The sequence below is a fragment of the Brachybacterium phenoliresistens genome, assembly GCF_000576425.1.
GTDB classification, from domain to species: domain Bacteria; phylum Actinomycetota; class Actinomycetes; order Actinomycetales; family Dermabacteraceae; genus Brachybacterium; species Brachybacterium phenoliresistens.
The window spans coordinates 50,591-70,302 of record NZ_KK070001.1 but is presented as its reverse complement, the minus strand read 5'-3'; the positions used below and the strand labels follow the sequence as shown (position 1 = coordinate 70,302).

18 protein-coding genes, 2 tRNA genes and 1 riboswitch are annotated in these 19,712 nt (G+C 72.6%); of the genes, 16 read left to right on the top strand and 4 right to left on the bottom strand.

Features of this window, described 5'->3' with window-relative positions:
* Nucleotides 1-28: 28 nt before the first annotated feature.
* Nucleotides 29-166: a 50S ribosomal protein L34 gene (gene rpmH / locus BF93_RS15200; protein ID WP_038373787.1), complete on the bottom strand. Its 138-nt coding sequence runs from the start codon at nucleotides 164-166 to the stop codon at nucleotides 29-31.
* Between the two features lie 363 nt (nucleotides 167-529).
* Here rpmH and dnaA point away from each other — a divergent pair, with 363 nt between their 5' ends.
* From dnaA to BF93_RS15145, 11 genes are all read left to right on the top strand, one after another.
* On the top strand, nucleotides 530-2,215 hold the full coding sequence (dnaA, locus tag BF93_RS15195; RefSeq protein ID WP_038373834.1) for a chromosomal replication initiator protein DnaA: 1,686 nt from the start codon (nucleotides 530-532) through the stop codon (nucleotides 2,213-2,215).
* 461 nt (nucleotides 2,216-2,676) lie between these two features.
* Nucleotides 2,677-3,801: a DNA polymerase III subunit beta gene (gene dnaN / locus BF93_RS15190; protein WP_038373786.1), complete on the top strand. Its 1,125-nt coding sequence runs from the start codon at nucleotides 2,677-2,679 to the stop codon at nucleotides 3,799-3,801.
* A 16-nt stretch (nucleotides 3,802-3,817) separates the two neighbouring features.
* Nucleotides 3,818-5,101, top strand: coding sequence for a DNA replication/repair protein RecF (gene recF / locus BF93_RS15185; protein ID WP_038373785.1), 1,284 nt, complete (start codon nucleotides 3,818-3,820; stop codon nucleotides 5,099-5,101).
* The gene (locus tag BF93_RS15180) at nucleotides 5,095-5,931 is read left to right on the top strand and encodes a DciA family protein (protein WP_038373784.1); all 837 of its coding nucleotides are present in this window, start codon (nucleotides 5,095-5,097) and stop codon (nucleotides 5,929-5,931) included. The genes recF and BF93_RS15180 overlap by 7 nt, the downstream gene beginning before the upstream one ends.
* Nucleotides 5,932-6,005: 74 nt before the next feature.
* Nucleotides 6,006-6,135: riboswitch (FMN riboswitch) on the top strand.
* Between the two features lie 126 nt (nucleotides 6,136-6,261).
* Nucleotides 6,262-7,371, top strand: coding sequence for a bifunctional diaminohydroxyphosphoribosylaminopyrimidine deaminase/5-amino-6-(5-phosphoribosylamino)uracil reductase RibD (ribD, locus tag BF93_RS15175; protein WP_051487039.1), 1,110 nt, complete (start codon nucleotides 6,262-6,264; stop codon nucleotides 7,369-7,371).
* Between the two features lie 39 nt (nucleotides 7,372-7,410).
* On the top strand, nucleotides 7,411-8,055 hold the full coding sequence (locus BF93_RS15170) for a riboflavin synthase (protein ID WP_038373783.1): 645 nt from the start codon (nucleotides 7,411-7,413) through the stop codon (nucleotides 8,053-8,055).
* A complete protein-coding gene (gene ribB / locus BF93_RS15165) occupies nucleotides 8,052-9,389 on the top strand; it encodes a 3,4-dihydroxy-2-butanone-4-phosphate synthase (protein WP_051487038.1) in 1,338 nt (445 codons plus the stop codon). The genes BF93_RS15170 and ribB overlap by 4 nt, the downstream gene beginning before the upstream one ends.
* Nucleotides 9,386-9,862: a 6,7-dimethyl-8-ribityllumazine synthase gene (gene ribH, locus BF93_RS15160; RefSeq protein ID WP_038373782.1), complete on the top strand. Its 477-nt coding sequence runs from the start codon at nucleotides 9,386-9,388 to the stop codon at nucleotides 9,860-9,862. The genes ribB and ribH overlap by 4 nt, the downstream gene beginning before the upstream one ends.
* Nucleotides 9,863-10,209: 347 nt before the next feature.
* Entirely contained in the window at nucleotides 10,210-12,240 is a 2,031-nt protein-coding gene (gene gyrB, locus BF93_RS15155; RefSeq protein WP_038373781.1) for a DNA topoisomerase (ATP-hydrolyzing) subunit B, read from the top strand.
* A gap of 80 nt (nucleotides 12,241-12,320) precedes the next feature.
* Nucleotides 12,321-15,188 (top strand): DNA gyrase subunit A, encoded by a 2,868-nt coding sequence (gene gyrA / locus BF93_RS15150; RefSeq protein ID WP_038373780.1) that lies wholly within the window; start codon nucleotides 12,321-12,323, stop codon nucleotides 15,186-15,188.
* A 3-nt stretch (nucleotides 15,189-15,191) separates the two neighbouring features.
* Entirely contained in the window at nucleotides 15,192-15,719 is a 528-nt protein-coding gene (locus BF93_RS15145) for a DUF3566 domain-containing protein (protein ID WP_038373778.1), read from the top strand.
* Between the two features lie 86 nt (nucleotides 15,720-15,805).
* Here the strand turns inward: BF93_RS15145 and BF93_RS15140 are convergent, their stop codons facing one another.
* Nucleotides 15,806-16,666 (bottom strand): helix-turn-helix domain-containing protein, encoded by an 861-nt coding sequence (locus tag BF93_RS15140; RefSeq protein WP_038373776.1) that lies wholly within the window; start codon nucleotides 16,664-16,666, stop codon nucleotides 15,806-15,808.
* Between the two features lie 75 nt (nucleotides 16,667-16,741).
* On the opposite strand from BF93_RS15140, the gene BF93_RS15135 reads away from it, so the two are divergent.
* The 4 genes from BF93_RS15135 (at nucleotide 16,742) to BF93_RS15125 (ending at nucleotide 18,084) form a co-directional block, all read left to right on the top strand.
* On the top strand, nucleotides 16,742-17,593 hold the full coding sequence (locus BF93_RS15135) for a phytanoyl-CoA dioxygenase family protein (RefSeq protein WP_038373828.1): 852 nt from the start codon (nucleotides 16,742-16,744) through the stop codon (nucleotides 17,591-17,593).
* Between the two features lie 114 nt (nucleotides 17,594-17,707).
* Nucleotides 17,708-17,781: transfer RNA gene (locus BF93_RS15130), tRNA-Ile, on the top strand.
* Between the two features lie 24 nt (nucleotides 17,782-17,805).
* Nucleotides 17,806-17,964 (top strand): DLW-39 family protein, encoded by a 159-nt coding sequence (locus BF93_RS19855; protein ID WP_198025451.1) that lies wholly within the window; start codon nucleotides 17,806-17,808, stop codon nucleotides 17,962-17,964.
* A gap of 47 nt (nucleotides 17,965-18,011) precedes the next feature.
* Nucleotides 18,012-18,084 (top strand) — tRNA-Ala (locus tag BF93_RS15125).
* A gap of 143 nt (nucleotides 18,085-18,227) precedes the next feature.
* Here the strand turns inward: BF93_RS15125 and BF93_RS15120 are convergent.
* Nucleotides 18,228-18,848: a DUF998 domain-containing protein gene (locus BF93_RS15120; RefSeq protein ID WP_051487035.1), complete on the bottom strand. Its 621-nt coding sequence runs from the start codon at nucleotides 18,846-18,848 to the stop codon at nucleotides 18,228-18,230.
* Between the two features lie 82 nt (nucleotides 18,849-18,930).
* Here BF93_RS15120 and BF93_RS15115 point away from each other — a divergent pair, with 82 nt between their 5' ends.
* Nucleotides 18,931-19,344, top strand: a complete 414-nt coding sequence (locus BF93_RS15115; protein ID WP_051487034.1) for a MerR family transcriptional regulator — start codon at nucleotides 18,931-18,933, stop codon at nucleotides 19,342-19,344.
* A gap of 54 nt (nucleotides 19,345-19,398) precedes the next feature.
* Here the strand turns inward: BF93_RS15115 and BF93_RS15110 are convergent, their stop codons facing one another.
* Nucleotides 19,399-19,653, bottom strand: coding sequence for a hypothetical protein (locus BF93_RS15110; protein ID WP_038373775.1), 255 nt, complete (start codon nucleotides 19,651-19,653; stop codon nucleotides 19,399-19,401).
* Between the last annotated feature and the right edge of the window lie 59 nt (nucleotides 19,654-19,712).

The window sequence follows — 19,712 nt, the reverse complement described above, 5'->3', positions numbered from 1 at the left end:
GGGCCGGGCCTGCCCGGACGCGCCGGGCTCAGGCCGAGAGCTCGGCGCGGCCCTTGGAACGGCGGGCGTTGATGATGGCGCGGCCGGCGCGGGTGCGCATGCGGGCGCGGAAGCCGTGCTTCTTGGCGCGGCGGCGGGTGTTCGGCTGGAACGTGCGCTTGGACATCGGTTCTCCTCGGTCGTGGGCACGGGTGTGCCCCCACGGTGGCTGGTGGTCTGCTGTGCGATCGGGAGACGACCGGGGCGCACCCGCGGGAACGGGGCTGCAACCGCATGCCGCCCGCCGCATTGCTGCGACACGGCGCACAGGACTGACTGCACGAGTCTAGGAGCGAGCCTCGACGCGGTCAATCACAGCGGCGCAGGTCACGCGGACTGTGGCGGGATTCTCATCCGCGGCGGGCCGGTCGGGCCCCCGCCGCGCGGCCCGCGGCGCGAGGATGTGCACAACCGCCTGCCCGAGGTCCCCAGCGCCCTCGGCGATGTGGAAAACTGGGTGGACAACCGGCCACTGCCCTCGGAGACCACCATGGATGACAGCACCCTCGACCTCGACGCGACCTGGGACGAGACCCTGCGCGTCCTGCGCCGGGAGGACGAGGTCAACGAGCGCGCCATGGCCTTCCTGACGCTCTCCCGCCTGATGGCCGTGGTCGCGGACACCGCCTTGCTCGCCGTGCCCTCGAGCTGGGCGAAGGACGTCTTCGAGCAGCGCTACGCCGCGGCCCTGAGCTCCGCGCTCACGCAGGCCGTGGGCCGGGAGACCCGCTTCGCGGTGACCATCGACGCGACGCTGCTGATGTCCGGCTCCGAGGACGAGGACCGCCCGGCGACCAGCTCCCCGGCCCCTGCCCCGCGCCGCGAGAGCGCTGTGGACGATGCTGTGGACAACCCGCCGCTGCGCCGCCCCGAGCCGCGGGAGCACCGCGAGCCGCGCGAGAGCAGGGAGCCGCGCGAGGCCTCCTCGCCGCGCGGCCGGGAGGAGCGCGTCCGCGAGGACGACGACTCGCCGTTCGCGGAGCGGCCGGCGCGCCCCGAGCCGGTCCGGGACGACGAGCCCGCGGCCCTGTTCGAGCGCCGCCACCTCCAGCAGCGGCCCGCATCGGCCGCCTCCCCGCACCCTGCCCCGCAGGACGGCGGGGACTCGACCCTGGGCTCGGACTCGCGTCTGAACGCGAAGTACACCTTCGAGACCTTCGTGATCGGCGCCTCCAACCGCTTCGCGCAGGCCGCGGCCTCCGCCGTGGCCGAGGCCCCGGCCAAGGCCTACAACCCGCTGTTCATCTACGGCGGCTCGGGGCTGGGCAAGACGCACCTGCTGCATGCGGTGGGCCACTACGCCCAGTCGATGTACTCCGGCATCGAGGTGCGGTACGTCAACTCCGAGGAGTTCACGAACGACTTCATCAACTCGGTCCAGTCCGGCCAGTTCGGCAAGGCGCAGGAGTTCCACCGCCGATATCGCGACATCGACATCCTGCTGATCGACGACATCCAGTTCCTGCAGCGCGCGCCGGAGACGATGGAGGCGTTCTTCCATACCTTCAACACGCTGCACAACGCGGACAAGCAGATCGTCATCACCTCGGACCTGCCGCCGAAGCAGCTGGGCGGCTTCGAGGACCGCATGCGCTCGCGCTTCGAGATGGGTCTGATGACCGACGTGCAGCCGCCGGACCTCGAGACCCGCATCGCGATCCTGCGCAAGAAGGTCGAGATGGAGAACACCCAGGAGGTCCCCCGCGACGTCCTGGAGTACATCGCCTCGCGGATCTCGACGAACATCCGCGAGCTCGAGGGCGCGCTGATCCGCGTGCAGGCGCTGCACTCCCTGTCCCGGCAGCCGATGGACGTCTCCCTGGCCGAGAGCGTGCTGAAGGACCTCCTCACCCACGACTCGGGTGCGGAGATCACCGCTGCCACGATCATCGCCCAGACGGCCGCGTACTTCGGTCTGACCGTGGATCAGGTGACCGGCGGCGCCCGCACCCGCGTGCTGGTCACGGCGCGGCAGATCGCCATGTACCTGTGCCGCGAGCTCACCGACATGCCGCTGATCCGGATCGGCAAGGAGTTCGGCGGCCGCGACCACACCACGGTCATGCACGCGAACAAGAAGATCGCCGAGCTCATGAAGGAGCGCCGGGCGATCTTCAACCAGGTCACCGAGCTCACCGCGCGGATCAAGAACTCGAGCGCCGACCAGGTCCGCTGAGGATCGGTCGCGGATCACATCCGGAATCCCGGGGATGCTCCGATGCAGGTCATCCCCAATTGGGGACAACTCTGTGGACAGTGTGGAGAACTGAGCATCTGCCCAAGAGGCGATGTGCACGGGCGAATGACGCCTCCGGAGCGCTCGAGCGCTGCTGTGCACACCGCGCCCACAGGGGCGGCGGAGAGGTCCAGAACCTCTCCACGACCCGTTCGACGCGTATGACCTGCGACGATGGCAGTTCTCCCCAGAGTGCACAGCTGTGAATAAGAGGATTCTTGTCTTTGTTCCCCGTGTGCTGTGGAGAAGTCGGGTCGTCGAGCGAGGGCCCGCGGCGGCTCCGGGGAGCTGCGCAGGGGCCGGGGACCGGCGCAGATGCGCCCGGCGTGTCGCGGGAAGCCGAAACGTGCGGATACGCTAGGGCTCCATCAGCTCTCAACCACTGCGAAGGAGTGGCGACGGTGAAGTTCCACCTTGATCGCGGTGTCCTCGGTGACGCCGTCTCCTGGGCCACCCGCACCCTCCCTGTCCGTCCGGCGATGCCGATCCTGCAGGGCGTGCGGATCATCGCCGATCCTGCGGGCGAGCTGCAGTTCTCGACCTTCGACTACGAGGTCAGCGCGCAGATCACGATCGCGGCGGAGGTGGAGACCCCGGGCGAGGTGCTGGTCCAGGGGCGCATGCTCTCGGACATCGTCCGGGCGCTGCCGAACAAGGACGTCTCCATCGCCCTGGAGGGGACGAAGCTGCAGGTCCGCTGCGGGAGCGCGCACTTCGCCCTGGCCACGCTGCCGGTCGAGGAGTACCCCCAGCTGCCGACGATGCCGCCGGTCGCCGGCACCGTCGCCGCGGACGTCTTCGCCGAGGCCATCTCCCAGGTCACCGTCGCCGCCTCCAAGGACGACACCCTCCCGCTGCTGACCGGCGTGCGGGTGGAGATCTCCGGCGAGAAGATGACCCTCATGTCCACGGACCGCTACCGCCTGGCGCTGCGGGAGCTGACCTGGCATCCGACCAACCCCGGCGTCGAGCTCACGGCCCTGGTCCGGGCCCGCACCCTGCACGAGGTCGCCCGGTCGCTGTCGACCGGCTCGAGCGTGGACATCGCCCTGTCGGAGGAGTCGGGGGCGCACCTGATCGGCTTCGAGTCGGCCGGCCGCCGCACCACCTCGACCCTGGTCGACGGCGACTACCCGCCGGTGCGCCGCCTGTTCCCGGACTCCTCCCCGATCACGGCCGTGGTCGCGACCGCCCCGCTGATCGACGCCGTCAAGCGCGTGTCCCTGGTGGCCGAGCGCAACACCCCGGTGCGGCTGTCCTTCAGCGACGGCCAGGTCGCCCTCGAGGCCGGCGCCGGCGACGACGCGCAGGCCTCCGAGGTGCTCGAGGCCGATCTGCACGGCGAGGAGCTCGTGGTCGGCTTCAACTCCGGCTTCCTGCTCGACGGGCTCGGCGCGCTGGGCGCGGACTTCGCGCGGCTGACCTTCACCGACTCCATCAAGCCCTCGGTCATGAGCGGCCAGGAGTCCCTCGAGGGCGCGCCGGAGAGCACGTACAAGTACCTGATCATGCCCATGCGGATCTGAGCCCCGAGGTGCCGGCGTGCAGCTGACCGCCCTCGACCTCACCGACTTCCGCTCCTACCCGCGTCTCGAGCTGGGCTTCGGCCCGGGCATCACCGTCTTCGTGGGGGCCAACGGCCAGGGCAAGACGAACATCGTCGAGTCGCTGTGGTACCTCGCGACCCTCTCGAGCCATCGCGTCCCGCACGACGCGGCGCTCGTGCATCGGGGGGCGCAGACGGCGATCATCCGGGCGAGCTTCCGCCGCGCGGGCCGGGACCTGCAGGTGGATCTGCAGATCACGCCCGGGAAGGCCAACCGCGCCCGGCTGCAGGGGCAGAACGTGGCGCGGCTGCGGGACCTGCTCGGCGAGGTGCGGGCCGTGCTCTTCGCCCCCGAGGACCTGGGCCTGGTCAAGGCCGATCCCGAGGGGCGGCGCCGCTTCCTGGACGAGCTGCTGTTCCTCATCGCCCCGCGCTACGCCGGGGTCAAGGCCGACTACGACCGCGTCGTCAAGCAGCGCTCCGGCCTGCTCAAGCAGATGCGCAGCATGCGCCGCGGCGGCGCCCGCCCGGTGGGCGGTCTCGATCCGGCCGAGGCCGCCGAGTCCACCCTCGAGGTGTTCACCGCCCAGCTCGCCCGTCTCGGCGCCGAGCTCACCCGGGCCCGGCTGCATCTGGTCAACCGTCTGCGCCCCCATGTGGGCTACTCGTACCTGCGCGTGGCCACCGCTGAGGGCGCCGAGCTCGCCCTGGACCTGCCGCCGCAGGATCGCGGCGAGGTGCGCTCCCCGGCCGACATCGCCTACACCTCCGCCGCGCTCGAGGTGCTGGCCCCGCAGCCGGGCGAGCTGCCCGGGCTGCAGCAGATCCACGACGCGATCCTCGAGATCGCCGCCGCGCGCCGCGAGGACGAGGTCGACCGCGGGGTCACCCTGGTGGGACCGCACCGCGACGACCTCGAGATCCGTCTGCACGACTTCCCCGCCAAGGGCTACGCCAGCCACGGCGAGTCCTGGTCCCTGGCCCTGGCCCTGCGGCTGGGCTCCTACGACCTGCTGCGCCTGGAGGAGGGCGACCTCGGCGACGGCGAGCCGATCCTGATCCTCGACGACGTGTTCAGCGAGCTGGATGTGCACCGTCGCGAGCGCCTGGGACGCATCGTCACCGGCGCGGACCAGGTCCTCATCACCACGGCCAACGACACCGACATCCCCGCCTCCCTGCACGGCGCGATCCACGTGGTCGACGTGACCAGCGGCCGCGCGGTGCCGCGGGATGCGGGGGCGACGGGGTCGGCGAGCTCGGCGGTGTCCGGATGGTGAGGCGCCAGGGGGGCGCCCCGAACCCGTACGACCTCTCGACCTGGCGCCGGCCCGAGCCGTCCGCGCCGTCGGGTCCCGGCGTCCCCGAGCGGCCCGCCGATCCCGAGCGTCCGTCCGCCCCCGAGCGTCCGTCCGCCCCCGAGCGTCCGTCCGCCCCCGAGCGTCGGGGCGCCGCAGCGCGCCCCGCCGCCTCCGGCCGCCGGCCGGGTCCGGCGCTCCCTCCGGCCGATGCGGATCCCGCGGCCGCCCCGGACCCGGACGGCCCGCGGGAGGATCCGGTCGACCCCGACCCCGCCGATCCGCCGGAGCTGGCGCGGCCCGATGATCCCTTCGAGCTCGCCCGGCGCACGGTGAACCGCTCCCGGGCCGCGGCCCGGGACCGCGGGCTGTTCCCCATCTCCCGGGCGACCCAGGCCCGCGGCCCGCGCGACCGCTCCACGCACGCCCCCGGCTACTCCGGCGCCCGGCCCGATCCCCGCGATCCCCAGGGCATCGAGCTGGTGCTGCGCCGCGTGCTCGGCGACCTCGGCTGGGACGAGGGCGTCCGGGCGGGGCGCGTGCTGGAGGAATGGGACACGATCGTCGGCGAGCAGGTCGCCCAGCACTGCCGGCCCGTGTCCCTGGACGAGGGGGTGCTCGTGGTCAGCGCCTCCTCCTCGGCCTGGGCCACCCAGCTGCGCATGATCTCCGCCCAGCTCATCACCGCGATCGAGGAGCACGTCGGCGCCCACGTCATCAGCGAGCTGAAGGTGACCGGACCGGCCGCGCAGTCCTGGAAGAAGGGCCGGCGCACCGTCACCTGGAGGGGTCCGCGCGACACCTACGGCTGAGCGCGGTGACGGGCAGCTCACATGCCACGGCGGCCCGGGCAGTGCTAGCGTGACTGATCGACGAGCTGAGAAGCTCGCGTGCACTGGGGTCGGTGAAATTCCGAGCCGGCGGTGACAGTCCGCGACCCGATGGCCTCTGGCCCTCGGCTGACCAGGTGGAACTCCTGGACCGACGGTGAGAGTCCGGATGGGAAGAGCACGCGAACACGTCCTCGGGACGACTCTCGGTCGCGCGGCTCCCGCGCGCCCGGCGAGCCGCCTCCCGTGGTCGTGCACTGCGCGAACCCTTTCCTCCCTCCGAGCCGCGAGCGCGGACGGAGGAGGACGAGCATGCCGCAGCACCGCACCGCCGGGCGCGACCCCGGCACCGGGCCGCAGGGCGCCGAGCGCGAGGCGCTGCGCCGCGCCCTCGAGCTGGCCGCCGATCCCCGCGTTCCCCTGGGCCCCAACCCCCGGGTGGGCTGCGTGCTGCTGGATCCGACCGGCCGCGTGCTGGCCGAGGGATTCCATCGCGGCGCCGGGACCGCCCATGCCGAGGCCGATGCCCTCGCCCGCGCCGCCGCGGACGGTGTCGACGTCGCCGGCGCCACCGCCGTGGTCACCCTCGAGCCGTGCACCCATACCGGCCGCACCGGTCCCTGCGCGCAGGCCCTGATCGCCGCCGGGATCTCCCGCGTCGTCATCGCCCGCCGGGACCCCAACCCCGTCGCCGCCGGCGGCGCCGCGCTGCTGCGCGCCGCGGGCCTGGACGTCGACCTCGACGTCCCCGCCGATCTGGCCGCCCGCGCCGCGGAGCTCAACCGCGGCTGGGAGCACGCCCTGGGCACCGGCCGTCCCCTGGTCACCGCGAAGATCGCCGCCACCCTGGACGGTCGGGCCGCCGCCGCGGACGGCAGCAGCCGCTGGATCACCGGCCCTGCGGCGCGGGAGGAGGTCCACCTCCTGCGCGCCGCCTGCGACACGGTGCTGGTGGGGACCGGCACCGCCGGCATCGACCGTCCGAGCCTGACCGCGCGCCGGAGCGACGGCACCCTGCACCCGCGCCAGCCGCTGCGCGCCGTGATGGGCACCGGCCCGGCGCCGCAGCTGCTCGCCGTCGAGGGCGCCGGCGAGTCCGTGCACCTGCGCACCCGTGATCCGCACGCCGCCCTCGCCGACCTCCATGCCCGCGGCCGCCGTCACGTGCTGCTCGAGGGCGGGCCGACGCTGCTGGCCGCCTTCCTGCGCGCGGGCTGCGTGGACGAGCTGCTCGTGCACCTGGCCCCGAAGCTGCTCGGGGCCGGCGCGCCCGCCCTCGGCGACCTCGGGATCACGAGCATCGGCGACGCGCTCGACCTCGATCTGCTCGACGTGGCCCCGCTGACCTCCGCCGACGGCCGCACCGACCTCCAGCTCACCCTCCGTCCGCGCCCCCGCCGGCCCGCCCCGGCGCAGCGCTGAAACGCCCCAGCCCGGAAGCCCCCAGGAAGAAGGACCCCCATGTTCACCGGAATCATCGAGGAGCTCGGCACCGTCGTGTCGCTCGAGCTGCCCGCCGCGGGCGAGGACCGCCCCGCCCGCCTGCGCATCCGCGCCGCCCACGTGCTCGAGGGCGTCTCCCTCGGCGACTCGATCAGCGTCAGCGGCTGCTGTCTCACCGTCGCCGCGATCGACGGCGAGATCTGGACGGCCGACGTCATCGCCACCACCCTCGCCGCGACGACCCTGGGCACCCTCGCCGCCGGGGACCGCGTCAACCTTGAGCGCTCCCTGCGGGCCGACGGGCGCCTGGGCGGCCACATCGTCCAGGGCCACGTCGACGGCGTCGGCACCGTGCTGGCCAACGGCGGCGGCGAAGGCGGGCACCTGCTGCGCATCGCCCTGCCCGCCGGCACCGGCCGCTACGTGGTCGATCGCGGATCGATCGTGGTGGACGGCGTGAGCCTGACCGTCGCCGCCCTCGGAGCGGACGAGATCACCATCGGCCTGATCCCCGAGACCCTCGCCCGCACCACCCTGGGCCTGCGCACGGCCGGCGCCGGCGTGAACATCGAGGTCGACGTGCTGGCCAAGCACGTCGAGCGGCTGCTGCCCGGGACCCGTCCCGCCCCGGGCACGGCCGAGGGCGAGGCGGCGCAGCGATGAGCGTGCGCCTGGACCCCGTCGACCGCGCGATCGCCGAGATCGCCGCGGGACGCCCCGTGGTCGTGGTCGACGACGCCGACCGCGAGAACGAGGGCGACATCATCTTCGCCGCGGCCGATGCCACCGCCGAGCTGCTCGCCTTCGCGGTCCGGTTCTCCACCGGCATCATCTGCGTCTCCCTGCCCGGGGAGCGGCTGGACGAGCTCGAGCTGCCGGCCATGGTCCCGGACCCCGAGGATCCGCTGCGCACCGCCTACACCCTCACCGTCGACGCCCGCGAGGGCGTGACCACCGGGGTCAGCGCCGCGGACCGCGCCCGCACCCTGCAGGTGCTCGCCGATGCCGGGTCCGTCGCCCACGACCTCACCCGGCCCGGGCACGTGTTCCCGCTGCGGCCCCGTCCCGGCGGCGTGCTCGAGCGGCGCGGCCACACGGAGGCGGCGCTGGACCTCGTCACCCTCGCCGGGCGCCCCCGCGCCGGGGTGCTGGTCGAGCTGGTCCACGACGACGGCGAGATGATGCGCGCCCCGGCGCTGCGCGAGTTCGCCGATGCGCACGGCCTGGCCATGATCTCCATCGAGGATCTCGTCGCCCACCGGCGCTCCGAGGTGCGGGGGGCGGCGTCCGCGCGCATCCCGGCCTCGGTGGCGTTCGAGGCGACCGCGCCGGTGGAGCTGCCCACCCCTCACGGCACCTTCTCGGCCTTCGCGGTGCGCGAGGGCACCGCCGAGCATCTGGTGCTGGTGCGCGGGGACGTCACCACCGCCGATCCCGTCCTCACCCGCGTGCACTCCGAGTGCGTGACCGGCGACGTCTTCGGCAGCCGGCGCTGCGACTGCGGCCCCCAGCTGGAGGAGTCCCTGGCCCGGATCGCCGCCGCCGGGCGCGGCGTGCTGGTGCTGCTGCGCGGGCACGAGGGCCGCGGCATCGGCCTGGTGGAGAAGCTGCGCGCCTACGCGCTGCAGGACCAGGGCCGCGACACCGTCGAGGCGAACCTCGAGCTGGGGCTGCCGGCCGATGCCCGCTCCTTCGCGGTGGTCCCGCGGATCCTCTCCCACCTGGGCGTGGAGCGGATCGCGCTGCTCAGCCACAACCCCGTCAAGGCGGAGGCCCTGCGCGAGGGCGGCGTGGAGATCGCCGAGATCGTCGACCTCGACGTCCACCCCACCGCGGAGAACCTCGTCTACCTCACCACCAAGCGCGACCGGCTGGGCCACCACCTGGTGGGCCTGCCGGGCGCCGCGTCCCCCGCTAGCACCCCTGCCCCCACCACCCCTGTCAGCACCCCTGCCGCCCGCCCGGGCGCGCACCGCACGAACGGAGAGACCGCATGAGCGGACACGGAAGCCCCACCCTCGACCTCGCCCCCGCCGCCGACGCCCCCGCGCTGTCGGTCGCGATCGTCGCCTCGTCCTGGCACGAGCAGGTGATGGACGGCCTCATCGCCGGCGCGCAGCGCGCCTGCGCCGAGGCCGGCGTCGAGCCGCTGCTGGTGCGGGCCCCCGGCTCCTTCGAGCTGCCGGTGATCGCGGACCGCCTCGCGGCGAGCCACGACGCGGTCGTCGCGCTCGGCGTCGTGATCCGCGGCGGCACCCCGCACTTCGACTACGTGTGCCACGCCGCCACCGACGGGCTCTCCCGGGTCGCCCTGGAGCACGGCGTCCCCGTCGGTTTCGGGCTTCTGACCTGCGACGACGATGCTCAGGCGCTGGACCGCGCGGGGCTGGAGGGCTCCCGGGAGGACAAGGGCCACGAGGCCGCGGCGGCCGCGATCGCGACCGCCCGCGTGCTCGCCGGCCTCGGCTGAGCGGCCGCCGGCCCCATCGGCCGCCGGCCCGAGCGCGCCAGCGGCCTTGTGAGGGCCGAGCGCCCGGGGAGACGTACAGGCCCTCGTCTCCCGGGGCGCGAATCGCTCGCAGCGGCCCTTGCGCGGCTCTCAGGGGCATCTGGTGCGTCTCAGAGACCCCGCGTCGACGGCCCGTCGACGTGATTTCGGGACCGGTTTCCGGTAGGATCGAGAAGGTTCGGCCACCGCCCTCGCGCGGCCGCGGACGCCGTCTCGCACCGGCATCCGGCGGCGCCCCGGCGGCGGCGCGGACCACCCCGGCGCGGCACCTCGCCGGGGACGCCGGACCCCGAGGAGCGGATCCTTCCGTGAGCCAGAGCGCAGCCCAGACCGCCGCCCATTCCCCTGAGCACTACGAGGCCTCGGACATCACCGTCCTGGAGGGCCTCGAGGCCGTCCGCAAGAGGCCGGGCATGTACATCGGCTCCACGGGTGAGCGCGGCCTGCACCACATGGTCCAGGAGATCGTCGACAACTCCGTCGACGAGGCGATGGCCGGGCACGGCGACTCCATCGAGGTCACGCTGCTGGAGGACGGCGGCGTGCGCGTGGTCGACCACGCCCGCGGCATCCCCGTGGAGATGCACCCCACCGAGGGCCGCCCCGCCGTCGAGGTCGTGCTCACGGTCCTGCACGCCGGCGGCAAGTTCGGCGGCGGCGGCTACGCGGTCTCCGGCGGCCTGCACGGCGTGGGCTCCTCCGTGGTCAACGCGCTCTCGCGCCGCATGGAGGTCGAGATCCGCCGCGAGGGCCACGTGTGGCGCCAGGCCTACCACCGCGGCGTGCCCGCCGCGCCCCTGGACAAGGGCGAGGCCACCGAGGAGACCGGCACCACCATCACCTTCTGGGCGGACCCGGAGATCTTCGAGTCCACGGTCTACGACTTCGAGACCCTCCGCAAGCGCTTCCAGCAGATGGCCTTCCTCAACAAGGGCCTGCGCATCTCCCTCACCGACGAGCGGCTCCCGGAGCAGGACGAGGACGAGGCCCTCGACGTCGAGCGCGAGGCGGAGCACGCCGGCGAGCCGGTCGGCCCCAAGACGGTCTCCTACCGCTACGAGCGGGGCCTGGCGGACTTCGTCGACTTCATCAACAAGGCCAAGCGCGCCGAGGTCATCCACCCCGACATCATCGGCTTCGAGGCCGAGGACACCACGGCGATGATCTCGGTGGAGATCGCCATGCAGTGGACCGGCGCGTACTCCGAGTCCGTGCACACCTACGCCAACACCATCAACACCCATGAGGGCGGCACCCACGAGGAGGGCTTCCGCTCCGCGCTGACCGGCATCGTCAACCGGTACGGCCGGGCGCAGGGCGTGCTCAAGGAGAAGGACGCCAACCTCACCGGCGAGGACATCCGCGAGGGCCTGACCGCCGTCGTCTCCGTCAAGCTCGGCGAGCCCCAGTTCGAGGGCCAGACCAAGACGAAGCTCGGCAACACCATCGCCCGCACCTTCGTCTCCAAGGTGATGACCGAGGAGCTCGGCGCCTGGTTCGAGTCCCACCCGAACGAGGCCCGCGACATCGTCCGCAAGGCGCAGTCCGCGGCGATGGCCCGCGAGGCCGCCCGCAAGGCGCGCGATGCGACCCGCCGCAAGTCCCCGCTGGAGAGCGGCGGCATGCCGGGCAAGCTGCGCGACTGCGCCTCCCGCAACCCCGGCGAGTCGGAGATCTTCATCGTCGAGGGCGACAGCGCCGGCGGCTCCGCCGTGCAGGGCCGCGACCCCCGCACCCAGGCGATCCTGCCCATCCGCGGCAAGATCCTCAACGTGGAGAAGGCCCGCCTGGACCGCGCGCTGGACAACCAGGAGGTCCGCTCGCTGATCACGGCCTTCGGCACGGGCATCGGCGACGACTTCGACGCCTCCAAGCTGCGGTACCACAAGATCATCCTGATGGCCGATGCCGACGTCGACGGCCAGCACATCTGCACCCTGCTGCTCACGCTGCTGTTCCGCTACATGCGCCCGCTGATCGAGCTGGGCCACGTGTTCATCGCGATGCCGCCGCTGTACCGCCTGAAGTGGTCCAACGCCCCTCACGACTACGTCTTCAGCGACGAGGAGCGCGACACCCGCCTGGTCGAGGGCCGCGCGGCCGGCAAGCGGATCCCCAAGGACAACGGCATCCAGCGCTACAAGGGTCTCGGCGAGATGGACTGGAAGGAGCTCCAGAACACCACGATGGACCGCGCCACCCGCACCCTCAAGCAGGTCACCGTGGACGAGGCCGCCGATGCCGACGCGATCTTCTCCGTGCTCATGGGCGATGACGTCGAGTCCCGCCGCCGCTTCATCCAGGAGAACGCGAAGGACGTGCGCTTCCTGGACATCTGACCTGCTCGGCGCGCGGCCCCGCCCGGCCGCCCCGAGACGTGCACCCGTGACCTCCGTCTTCGCGTGAAAGGTGGCTCCGCATGAGCGACACCCCCCAGACCCCCGAGAACCCCGGCCAGGAGGACCTGCCCGGCGACCTGCCCGACCCCGCCCTGGACGCCACCGGCTCCGGCGCCCCCGTCGGCCCCGACAGCGCGCCCGCCGGCGGCCACGAGGTCAGCGCCGCCGACGCCGAGCACCGCACCGTGACCCTGGTCGACCCCCTCGACGAGGGCGAGGGCGACCTCATCACGCAGGTCGACCTCAACCACGAGATGCAGCGCTCCTTCCTCGACTACGCCATGAGCGTGATCGTGGACCGCGCCCTGCCGGACGTCCGCGACGGCCTCAAGCCCGTGCACCGCCGCATCACCTATGCGATGTACGACGGCGGCTACCGCCCCGACCGCTCCTTCTCCAAGTGCGCGAAGGTCGTCGGCGAGGTCATGGGCGGGTACCACCCCCACGGCGACTCCGCGATCTACGACGCCATGGTGCGTCTGGTGCAGCCGTGGAACATGCGCTACCCGCTGATCCTCGGGCAGGGCAACTTCGGCTCGGCCGGCGACGACGGCGCCGCCGCCGCGCGGTACACCGAGTGCAAGATGGCGCCGCTGGCCCTGGAGCTGGTCCGCGACATCGACAAGAACACCGTCGACATGCGGGACAACTACGACGGCACCCTCCAGGAGCCGGAGATCCTGCCCGCCCGCTTCCCGAACCTGCTGTGCAACGGCTCGGCCGGCATCGCGGTGGGCATGGCCACCAACATCCCCCCGCACAACCTGCGCGAGGTCGCCGACGCCGTGCAGTGGCTGCTGACCAACTACGAGGCCACCAAGGAGGAGCTGCTCGACGCGTGCCTGGCGCGCATCAAGGGCCCCGACTTCCCCTCGGGCGCGACCATCGTGGGCACCAAGGGCATCGAGGAGGCGTACCGCACCGGGCGCGGCTCGATCACCCAGCGCGCGGTCGTCTCCACCGAGGAGATCAACGGGCGCATGGCGCTGGTGATCACCGAGCTGCCCTACCAGGTCAACCCCGACACCCTCGCCCGGAAGATCGCCGAGCTCGTCAAGCTCGGCAAGCTGCAGGGCATCGCCGACATCAACGACGAGACCTCCGGCCGCACCGGCCAGCGCCTGGTCCTCACCCTCAAGCGCGACGCCGTCGCCAAGGTCGTGCTGAACAACCTGTACAAGCACACCTCGCTGCAGGAGAACTTCTCCGCGAACATGCTGGCGCTGGTCAACGGGGTGCCGCGCACCCTGTCGATCGACTCCTTCGTGCGCGAGTGGACCAAGCACCAGATCACCGTGATCGTGCGGCGCACCCAGTACCTGCTCGCCGAGGCCGAGCGCCAGATCCACGTCTACCGCGGCTACCTCAAGGCCCTGGACGCCCTGGACGAGGTCATCGCCCTGATCCGCCGCTCTCCCGATGCCGACGAGGCGCGCACCGGCCTGATGAAGCTGCTGGAGATCGACGAGATCCAGGCCAACGCCATCCTGTCGATGCAGCTGCGCCGCCTGGCCGCCCTGGAGCGCCAGAAGATCATCGAGGAGCACGACCGGCTCGAGGCGCTGATCATCGAGTACACCGCGATCCTCGCCTCCCCGCAGCGCCAGCGCGAGATCGTCTCCGAGGAGCTCGCCGAGATCGTCGACCGCTTCGGCGACGACCGGCGCACCCAGATCCTCCCCTTCGACAGCGACATGTCGATGGAGGACCTGATCCCCGAGGAGGACGTGGTCGTCACGATCACCCGCGGCGGCTACGTCAAGCGCACCCGCACCGACCAGTACCGGGCGCAGAAGCGCGGCGGCAAGGGCGTGCGCGGGGCGACGCTGCGCGCCGACGACGTGGTCGAGCACTTCTTCACCACCACCACCCATCAGTGGCTGCTGTTCTTCACCACCGCCGGGCGCGTCTACCGGGCCAAGGGCTACGAGATCCCCGAGGCGCCGCGCGACGCCAAGGGCCAGCACGTGGCGAACCTGATGGCCTTCCAGCCCGACGAGGGCATCGCCTCGGTGCTGGCGATCTCCTCCTACGAGGACGCCGAGTACCTGGTGCTGGCCACGAAGTCCGGCCTGGTCAAGAAGACGCCGCTGACGGCCTTCGACTCCAGCCGCCAGGGCGGCATCATCGCCATCAACCTGCGCGAGGTGCAGGGCCCCGAGGGGCTGCGCACCGACGAGGTGGTCGGCGCCCGCGTGGTCAACAGCGACGACCACCTGCTGCTGGTCTCCACCGGCGGGCAGTCCGTCCGCTTCCCCGCGGAGGACGCGGTCCTGCGGCCGATGGGCCGCGCCACCAGCGGCGTCACCGGCATGAAGTTCCGCGGCGACGACGAGGTGCTGGCCCTGGACGTGGTCCGTCCCGACACCTTCGTGGTGACCGTGACCGACGGCGGCTACGCCAAGCGCTCCCCGATCGACGAGTACCGCCTGCAGGGCCGCGGAGGCCTCGGCATCCGCGTGGCCAAGCTGCCCGACGACCGCGGCCACCTGGTGGGCGCGGCCGTGGTCACCGAGTCCGACGAGCTGCTCGTGGTGATGGAGAAGGGCAAGGTGGTCCGCTCGAAGGTCGCCGAGGTCCCGGCCAAGGGCCGCACCACCATGGGCGTCATCTTCGCCAAGCCCGACAAGGGCGACCGCATCATGCTCGTGACCACCTCGGCCGAGTCGGAGGTCGACGAGGACGAGGCCGAGGGCGCCGGCGACGGCAGCCCCGAGGGCGCGCCGGCGCCGGGCTCCCAGGAGCCGGGCGGTAGCGTGGAGGAGCAGGGCGCCATCGACGAGGCGCCGGACGCCGGGGGAGCACAGGCGCCGGATGACCAGGCCGATGCTCTAGGCTCTGACGAGTCCGACGCCCTGCGCGCAGGCGACGAAGATCCCGAGGAGTGACCCGTGGCGAGCAATGATCAGCAGACCTCGACGCCGGAGGCCGAGGCGGCGCCGTCCGCCGCCTCCCCGGCGGAGGGGACGGGCGAGTCCCTTCAGGGATCGGGCGACGCGTCCAAGGGCTCGAGCCGCAGCCCCGCCAAGAAGGCGGCCGCGGACGACGCCGACGCCCGGGTGGTGCGCCGCGTCCGACTGACCCTGTCCAGCGTGGACCCGTTCTCGGTGATGAAGCTCAGCTTCCTCATCGCGATCGCGATCGGCATCGCGACGGTGGTGGCGATCATCCTGCTGTGGAACATCGTCAACGCCATGGGCATCTGGGCCTCGATCGACAGCCTGGGCCGCGACCTCACCGGCGGCGATCCGCTGCCGTTCATGGAGTTCTTCACCTTCTCCAAGTTCGTCAGCTACGGCACGGTGATCGCGGCGGTCAACGTCGTCATCATCACCGCCCTGGGCACGCTGCTGGCGTTCCTCTACAACATCGTGGCGGCGCTGCTGGGCGGCCTGACCATGACCTTCACCGACGACTGAGAACCTCGTCGTCGCGCAGCGGGCCCCGTGGACATCCACGGGGCCCGCTGCCGTTCCGGCCCGATGCCGAGCTGCCGTGATGCGCGTCAGGGCGAGGGCGTCCCCGGCGCGGGGTCCGGCGGCACGTCCGGACGGCGGTGCTGCGCCCGGAACTCCCGCGGCGTCAGGCCGATGGGACGGCGGAACAGACGGGCGAAGTACGAGGCGTCCTCGAAGCCGACGTCCGCGGCGACCCGGGTGATGCTCAGATCGGTGCCCGCCAGGAGAGATTGGGCGCTGCGCAGCCGCACGGCCAGGACCAGCTCGTGCGGCGTCATCCCGGTGCGCCCGTGGATCTCCTCGCGCAGCTGCGCAGGGCTGATCCCGGCGCGCGCGGCCCGCTGCAGGACCGTGAGGTGCTCGGCCGCCGATCGCACCACCTCGTCCACCACGGAGGCCGCGGCATCGTCCCCGTCGGCGGGCAGCAGCTCCCCGAGGAGGCGGTGCACCAGGGCCGAGGCCCGCAGCGCGGCCGTGCGACCCGGGGAGCCGGTCGCGGAGCGCAGCTGCTCGAACACGGTCCCGACCTGCCCCTCGGGCATCCGCAGCGGCCGGACCACGGCGTCTCCGGGGCCGCGCACGGCCGGGCGATAGGCCCGAGCACCGATCCCGTCCAGGAGGACCCAGTGCTCGCTCCAGCCGGCCGGATCGGGGCGGTAGCTGTGCCATCGGCCGGCATCCAGCCACAGCCAGGACGGGCCGTTGATCCGGTGGCTCCCCGCGGCGTCCTCGAAGCGGCCCGTCCCCGCGGTGATGACGAGGATCGCGTGGTGGCCGAGCACGCGGCGCCGCACCGGCGCGGGGGTGCCCTGCTGCTCCCCGGCACCCAGGCAGCACAGACCGGAATCGCGCAGGATGTGCGATATCGGGGCGTAGTGCGCCCACGGCCTGGTCTCGGGCTGCGGCATGCCCGTGAGGATAGTCCTGGTCCTCTGTCGCGAGAAGTCCGGGACATGCCCGTCGGCGGCGCGGAGGCTGGATGCATGCTCACCTCGAACGGATATGTCCTCGACGAGCGACCGGAGCGGCTGGGCCCGCTGGAGCCGGTGCCGGCGGACGAACGCCAGGACCGGGACGCCCTCTGGCACCGCCTGCGACGGGACGGGTATCTGTACCTGCCCGGACACCTCCCCGCCCGGGAGGTCCTCGACTTCCGTCGCTTCTACTTCTCCGCGATGCGCGGCACGGGCCTGGTCCCGGACGATGACCGGGCTCCCGCGGGGATCGACGCCGGCGAGGAGATCGACCGGGCCCTGCTGCGCCGCCGGCTGTTCGAGGAGATCGTGCCCTCGGCGCAGTACGAGCGCCTGTGCACGCTGCCGCGGATCCGGAACTGGTTCGCCTGGCTGCTCGGGGATCGCGTCCACCTGCATCGGCGCCGGATCATCCGGCACACCCGCCCCGGCGAGTCCGGGATCGGCACGGCGACGCAGGCGCACTACGACCTGGTCTACCTGCGGGAGGGGACCGATCGGGTGCTCTCCCTGTGGATCCCCCTCGGGGACTGTCCGCGGCAGCGGGGCGGTCTCACCTATCTCGAGGGCAGCCACCGCCGCGTGCTGCGCGAGGAGGCGCAGGGGCGGCTGCGGCGCCCGGCGGCCTCGATCACGGCGGATCTCCCCGCCCTCGCGGAGGAGCACGACGCCCGCTGGCTGGTGACCGACTACGCCGCCGGTGACGTGGTCGTGCACTCGGCGCACATCATCCATGCCGCCCTCGACAACGTCGACGGGACGGGGACCCTGCGGCTGTCCACGGACATCCGGTACCAGCGCGCCGGCGACCCCATCGACTGGCGATGGCAGAACCTCTGGCACGACGCGGACGGGCTCTGACCGCTGCTCTGTGACCTGCGGGACAGTCGCGCACCCCGAGTTGGCTCCGATCCCGCCCCGGCTGTACAGTTGTGCGTCGGCAGAGGTTCCGCGAGAGCGGGATCGACGTCGCACGGGCCTATAGCTCAGTCGGTTAGAGCGCTGTCCTGATAAGACAGAGGTCACTGGTTCAAGTCCAGTTAGGCCCACTTCGAGGTATCGGAGGATTCGAGATGAAGCTCGTGAAGCTCGCAGCAGTCCTGATCGGCACCACGGTCGCCGGTCTCCTTGTCTGGAGGAAGGTCGAGGCCGACCGCCTCGAGAACGACCTCTGGGCCGAGGCCGAGAGGGTCTCCGGCTCCGGCGAGTCGGAGAAGATCCCCGCCTCCTGATCCGAGGCCCGCACCCCCGGGTGCGCCGGGATCGCACAACTCGATACGGGGACTTAGCTCAGTTGGTAGAGCGGTAGCTTTGCAAGCTTCAGGTCAGGGGTTCGACCCCCCTAGTCTCCACCGCGCAGGACAGAGGCCGCTTCCCGTGAGGGAGGCGGCCTCTTCCGTCGGTCCGGGTCCCGGTCGGCAGGAGCCGCCCCGGGGCGCTGGGCCGCGGGATCGGGGTGCTGGCCACGGGGTGCCCCGGCCGTGGTGCCGGGCGATCAGCCGGCCGCCAGGCCGATCGCCAGGAGCAGCGGCGCGAGGGTCACGGCGAGGATGAACACCCGCTCGCTGATCCCGAAGGTGCGGGTGCGCAGCGCCGGCACCAGGCGGGAGATGATCAGCGCGGCCAGGCCCACCGCGGCGATCGCCCCGAGCGCCGAGACCGCGCCGGCGAGGGCGGACCCGCCCAGCATGCGGCGCATCGGCCCGATCTCGGAGTAGGTGATCGTGAACCAGGCGATCGCCATCAGCAGATGCACCCGCCCGCGCAGCGTCGTCGGGGCATCGGGCAGATCCGTGGGCACCAGGGGCATCAGGGCCAGCACCGCGCCCAGCACGAGCATCCAGAGCCCGGGCTGCGCCATGGCGCCCGAGACTGCGGAGTCGGCCAGCACCGCCGCGCCCAGCACCACCCACGCCCCGGCCATCGACCAGGAGGCCGCTGTCGCCAGGCGCCGGGTGCGCGGCTGCGGCGATGCCGCGTAGTCGCTCACCGCGTGGCGCACCGGATGGACGCCGCCGGGGACCAGGTGGAGCGCCGCGAACAGCACCAGACGGATCGCGAACAGGGCGGCGGCGCCGGCGGCGAGCCACGGGACCAGCGGGAGCACAGGGGACATGGAGGACTTCCTTCGCGACGACGATGCGCTGACTCCCTGGACGGTAAAGTGTGAAGCCGCTTCAAGGTCAAGGGGGGACGCCATGCGCATCGGCGAGCTGTCCCGACGCACGGGTCTGGCACCCTCGGCGATCCGCCACTACGAGCGCGAGGACATGTTCAGTCCCGGGCAGGTCGCGCGCGGCGCCAACGGCTACCGGGAGTACGGCCCGGGGGCGGTGCGCCGCCTCGAGCTGATCATCGCCGGCCGGAACGCCGGCTTCTCCCTCGAGCAGATGCGCACGCAGCTGCGGGACTGGGACACGATGAGCGACGCGCAGCGCCTGGCCGTGCTCGAGGGGCAGCTCGCGGTGATCGACGAGCGCCGGGCCGAGCTGGACCGGGGGCGCGAGGCGGTCCGCGCCGTCCGCGACAGGCTCCGGGAGCGCCTCGGCGGATCGCGGCCCGTCGACGAGACTCCGGCGCCGCCGCGGGAGGACGCCGACCCCCGGGGATGATCGGATCCGGCGTTCCCGCGGGAACGTCGGACCCCGCCGGGCGGAGCGGTCCGCTCAGGCGCGGGACCGGGACCGACGGGCCCGCAGCGCCTCCACCCCGCGCAGCAGGAGCAGCACGGCGCAGATCGCCACCAGCAGCCATTGCTCGGCGGCGATCGAGATCCCCAGGGTCACCGTGAGCGCACCGATGTAGACCAGGTCGATCACCCGCTCGGACACGCCGAGCAGGGCGCTGCCCAGCCGGCCGCGCAGCAGCCGCAGCGCGAGCAGCAGCACGATCAGTCCGATGGCGAGGGTCTTGAGGACCACGGCGGCAGCTCCTGGGGATGGGGTGCCTCGACCCTATCGGGACCGCGCCCTCGGCACCG